This window comes from Methylophaga sp. UBA4204 (assembly GCF_002379485.1).
Taxonomy (GTDB): Bacteria; Pseudomonadota; Gammaproteobacteria; order Nitrosococcales; family Methylophagaceae; genus Methylophaga.
In genome coordinates this window covers 1-4,995 of record NZ_DFTU01000003.1, presented here as the reverse complement: position 1 = coordinate 4,995, position 4,995 = coordinate 1, and the positions used below count along the sequence as shown (strand labels likewise).

Sequence of the window (4,995 nt, the reverse complement as noted above, 5' to 3'; positions counted from 1 at the left end):
AAATTCTGGGTGATGCATACGGCAATGCTGAATTTATTGCACCTACCCGCTTAGTCAGTATAGGCGAGCCACAAAATATCGATTTAGGCGACCGAAAATTGACACTTATGGCTTTCCCCACAGCCCATACCGATAACGATTTGGTGGTGCTCGACAACAATACCAAAACTATGTGGACTGGAGATTTGCTTTTTGTTGAGCGTATTCCCGCACTGGATGGAAGTATTAATGGCTGGCTGGATGCAATAGAGCAATTAAAGGATATGGATATTGCCACTGTAATCCCTGGACACGGCCCGGTCCTCCATCAAGACTGGAAAGCAGCGCTTGAAAAGGAAAAGAATTACTTCATTCTGATTCGGCAACAAGTTCGGGAGATTATCAATGATATGGGCACCATCAATCAGGCAACTGAAAATGTTGGCGTGAGTGAAGAAAATAAGTGGCTGTTGTTTGAGGAATATCACAAACGTAATGTCACATCTGCATTTACCGAGTTGGAATGGGAGTAAGGGGAATTAACATGTTTAACAATATCTTACGTCACACACTTTGGGCAGTATCTATTAGTTTTATGCTATTAAACACCGCGTACGCTAAAACAGAAAAAGAACCGATGTGGCCTGTTCTAAAAGAGATATATTTTGATAATAAAACAATTTTAACCGATGCCGATGACTGGCTGGTTTTAGAAGCTCCATCACGTGCTGAAGATGCTGCCATCGTGCCGCTGACGCTTAAATCACTCAAACCTCAGACAGCGGAAAGTTATATTAAAAATATCCACATCATAATTGATGACAATCCAGATCCTTATTCCGCCAATTTTCATCTAACTCCAGCTATGGAACAGGTGGATTTGACGTTTCGCATGCGCTTTCAGCAATATTCGAATGTCCGGGCTATTGTTGAAATGAATGACGGTACGTTACATATGGTATCGCGTTTTGTGAAAGCGTCAGGTGGCTGTAGTGCACCGGTGCAGAAAGATCCAGAGGCTGTAAAATCACGTCTGGGTAAAATGCTGATCAGGATGCGTAAGCCCGAATTAGGTAATGATGTTACGGCCCAGGTAATGATAAGTCATCCAAACTATAATGGCTTGCAGTTCGACCAGGAAACCAGACGTTATATTCCTGCTCATTATGTAAAAACAATGTCGGTAAATTATGCTGATCAGCCTTTATTCAATGTTGATATGGGCATTTCTTTCAGTGAAGATCCCAGTGTGCATTTCACCTTCAAACCAACTAAATCAGGCGTTTTGAAAGCGACCGTTATTGACAGTAAAGAGACGACTTACACTGCTGACAAAACTATCTGAATCAAAGCCCGATACGGGTAGGGTCCAATATCCATTTTAATTATTAAAAGATTCAGCGATCTACTCCAGGATATCGGGAGTAGGTCGTTTTGTTTTAATGGTTGCAGCTGATAGGGTGGCTTATTTGAATAACGTACAGTCATAGGTTTAAATGGCAGGCAAAATAAACAATTCGCTATAAAATTATTTTAATTACAGGAAATTATCGTGCTGATTGGCAACTCCATCTATTTAGATTATCAAGCTACAACGCCTTTGGAACCTGAAGTTCGTGAAGCGATGGCGATTTATAGTGATGATCTGTTTGCCAATCCACATTCAGCACATTTTCTTGGGCGCCAGTCTGCTGAGGCTGCCGAAATGGCCAGATCCACAGTTGAGTCGTGTATAAATGCATCCGCAGAAGAGATTATTTTCACTTCGGGGGCTACCGAATCAAATAATCAGGTGATTGCAAGCGTCCTGTTTGCCAATACTACAAAGCGTAACAAGATACTAATCAGTTCAATTGAACATAAATGTATTAAAAATGCGGCGTATTTTTTTGCCCATAAACTTGGCTATCAGGTAAGCGAAATTCCGGTTGATTCAAGCGGGTTAGTGGATATTGATGTATATCAATCCATGCTCAATGATCAGGTCTTGTTTGTTTCAATGATGGCGGTCAATAATGAAATTGGTGTGATTCAGCCCATCCAGAAACTTGCTGAATTAGCCCATAACGTTGGTGCAATTTTTCACTGTGATGCGGCACAAGCGCCTGAAGCCATTGATATTGATGTCAAACAATGGAATGTCGACATGCTGAGTTTATCGGCACACAAAGTATACGGCCCGAAAGGTATTGGGGCGCTTTATATCAAAAATTCGCTGCAAGCATCACTGCCACCGTTTATACATGGTGGCGGTCAGCAGTTCGGTCAACGTTCAGGTACGCTGCCTACCGGCTTATCAGTGGGGTTTGCCAAAGCGATGGAATTAAGCAGGGAAGGGGCAGAGCACAACAGAACCTGGCTGTCTTCCATGAAACAACGGTTTCTGGCTGGTCTCAGAAACAATGATATTGATTTCACTATTAATGGCACAACGGATAACACCCACCCAGGTTGCCTGAATATCAGGTTTGCAAATGTTGATGCCACAAATTTATTGGCAGGGATGCAACCCGAAATCTGTGCTTCCACGGGTTCAGCCTGTAATAGCGAATATCCCCAAGCATCGCATGTTTTGTCTGCCATAGGTCTTACAGAAGCAGAAGCTACCTCATCACTCAGATTCAGTTTCGGCCGTTACAACGATGCAGCACAAATTGATCGCGCTATAGAAATTATTCACCAGCAACTTACACAAGCGTATTCATAGGCTTTGATTAGTCATTCAGAAAACTACATAAAACATCTGAGAAAATCTGAATTTAGTGTTTAACGGCTTAAGTGATAATTCAGAATTGAAAATCTTAAATTGTATCGCTAAGGCTTAATAATATGTAATGTTGGATTGCGAACAGAGTGAATAGATTCCCAAGAATAAAATCTTATTAACATTCTCTTAGGAATTTACGATATGAAAGCACTCTGCTGGCACGGCAAGGAGGACGTCCGGGTTGATACCGTTGACGATCCCGTTTTGCAGGATCCCCATGACGCGATTATCAGGGTTACGGCTACCGCGATCTGTGGGTCCGACCTTCATCTGTATGGCGCGCTCGTGCCAACGCTCGAAAAAGGCGACATCCTCGGCCATGAGTTTATGGGCGAAGTCGTTGAAATCGGTTCGGCGGTGACAAGATTGAAAGTCGGAGACCGGGTAGTGGTTCCTTTCACAATAGCATGTGGGGAATGCTTTTTCTGCAAAAAACAGATGTACTCTCTCTGCGATAACTCCAATCCCAAGTCGCATTTGGCTGAAGCGCAGATGGGACATGCAACCTGCGGAATGTTCGGCTACAGCCACATGACCGGCGGGTTTTCTGGAGGCCAGGCAGAACTGGTGCGAGTGCCTCACGCGGATGTCGGTCCAATCAAAGTGCCGGACGGTCTACCGGATGAAAAAGTATTGTTCTTGTCCGACATATTTCCGACCGGTTACATGGCCGCTGAGAATGCGAATATTGTAAAAGGAGATACCGTCGCAATCTGGGGCTGCGGTCCAGTCGGCCAGTTTGCGATCCGCAGTGCTTGGATGCTTGGTGCTGCAAGAGTTATCGCCATCGATCACATTCCCGAACGCCTCGCGATGGCGAAGTCGTTTGGCGGCGCAGAAATCATCGACAGCTTCGATCCAGATGAAGTGTACGAACGATTGATGGAAATGACCGGTGGTCGTGGCCCGGACGGCTGCATTGATGCGGTTGGAGCGGAAGCACATGGACATGGTGCTGTAAATTCGATAATGGACACGGCGAAGGACCTGGCCCACGTCAAAGGGGTTCCAAATCCATATGTGCTGCAACAAATCGCCAAGTGCTGTAGGAAGGGCGGTTCGCTATCGATACCGGGGGTGTATGTCGGATTCGTGAATATGTTTCCGATGGGCGCAGTGATGAACAAAGGGCTCACTATCAAGACTGGGCAGACCCACATGCAACGTTACCTAGAGCCATTATTAAAGCATGTAGAAGAGGGTGGGATCGATCTTTCACAGATTATTACCCACCGTTTAGCACTTGCCGATGCGCCTCGCGGCTATGAATTATTTCAGAAACATGAGGAAGGTTGTATCAAGGTCGTTCTGACCCCTTGACTGCCAAGCTATCTGCTAAATTGGTGCTTCATTTTCATAAGCAGTTTCTGCCGATTTAAATTACTGTATCGTATTGAATGAACTAGCTCTCAAGCCATTTAATTAGGGAAAATATGTCACGTTTTTCTCTATTCAAATCAAAATTTCGAATAATAAAGTCCCTTTAGGGACTTTATCCTATAAATGGCTGGAATGAGTCCTGTAAGCGACTTATCTGGGCTGACCCCATTCCCGAAAGGAGACATACTCATGCGGAAAGGTACTGCACTAGTCGTTGGCGCCACCGGGATAACCGGCGGTAATCTGGCTTCATATTTGGTTGCCAGCGGATGGACGGTATTTGGTCTTTCACGGCACGCGACTGAACAGAGCGGCGTGATTCCGGTAACTGCAGATCTGCTGGATGATTCGGCTACCCGAGAGGCATTAGCCGGTCTGCCGATCACTCATGTTTTCTACTGCACATGGATACGTCGCGATAATGAGAAGGCTAACATTGAGGCCAACAGTGGCATGATGCGTAATCTTTTCTCAGCGCTTGAAGATGCCGACCTACAACACGCATCACTAGTAACCGGGACCAAACAATATCTCGGTTCATTCGAAGCATATGGTAGCGGTCGCACTGAGACACCGTTTCGCGAATCCGAACCACGAGTCCCCGGCGACAACTTTTACTATGCGCTTGAAGATGTGTTGTTCGAAACCGCCCGGCGTCAAGGCTTTTCCTGGAATGTGCATCGTCCACACACAGTGATCGGCTACGCCCGAGGTAACGCTATGAACATGGGGACAACGCTTGCAGTCTATGCCACGATCTGCAGGGCAAAAGACAAACCATTCGTATTTCCAGGTTCGCAAATTCAGTGGAATGCGCTAACCGATATGACCGATGCATTAGTTCTGGCACGCCAGATGGAGTGGACCGC

Annotated in this window: 5 protein-coding genes; all 5 read left to right on the top strand. The window is 45.5% G+C overall.

Annotated elements, in window-relative coordinates; genetic code table 11:
* On the top strand, positions 1–512 hold a 512-nt coding region (locus tag B3182_RS00345), incomplete at its 5' end, for an MBL fold metallo-hydrolase (RefSeq protein WP_349677922.1).
* An 11-nt stretch (positions 513–523) separates the two neighbouring features.
* The gene (locus B3182_RS00340) at positions 524–1,324 is read left to right on the top strand and encodes a quinoprotein dehydrogenase-associated SoxYZ-like carrier (protein WP_292356775.1); all 801 of its coding nucleotides are present in this window, start codon (positions 524–526) and stop codon (positions 1,322–1,324) included.
* A 207-nt stretch (positions 1,325–1,531) separates the two neighbouring features.
* Positions 1,532–2,686: a cysteine desulfurase family protein gene (locus tag B3182_RS00335; RefSeq protein ID WP_292356777.1), complete on the top strand. Its 1,155-nt coding sequence runs from the start codon at positions 1,532–1,534 to the stop codon at positions 2,684–2,686.
* A gap of 201 nt (positions 2,687–2,887) precedes the next feature.
* Complete coding sequence (locus tag B3182_RS00330) at positions 2,888–4,066, top strand: zinc-dependent alcohol dehydrogenase (RefSeq protein WP_292356779.1); 1,179 nt, start codon at positions 2,888–2,890, stop codon at positions 4,064–4,066.
* A gap of 249 nt (positions 4,067–4,315) precedes the next feature.
* The coding region (locus B3182_RS00325) for an SDR family oxidoreductase (protein ID WP_292751100.1) at positions 4,316–4,995 on the top strand (680 nt) is incomplete at its 3' end.

Excerpts from the sequence above, each read along its gene's own strand:
- B3182_RS00340 (WP_292356775.1), top strand. The coding sequence starts at position 524 with ATGTTTAACAATATCTTACGTCACACACTTTGGGCAGTATCTATTAGT.
- B3182_RS00330 (WP_292356779.1), top strand. The coding sequence starts at position 2,888 with ATGAAAGCACTCTGCTGGCACGGCAAGGAGGACGTCCGGGTTGATACC.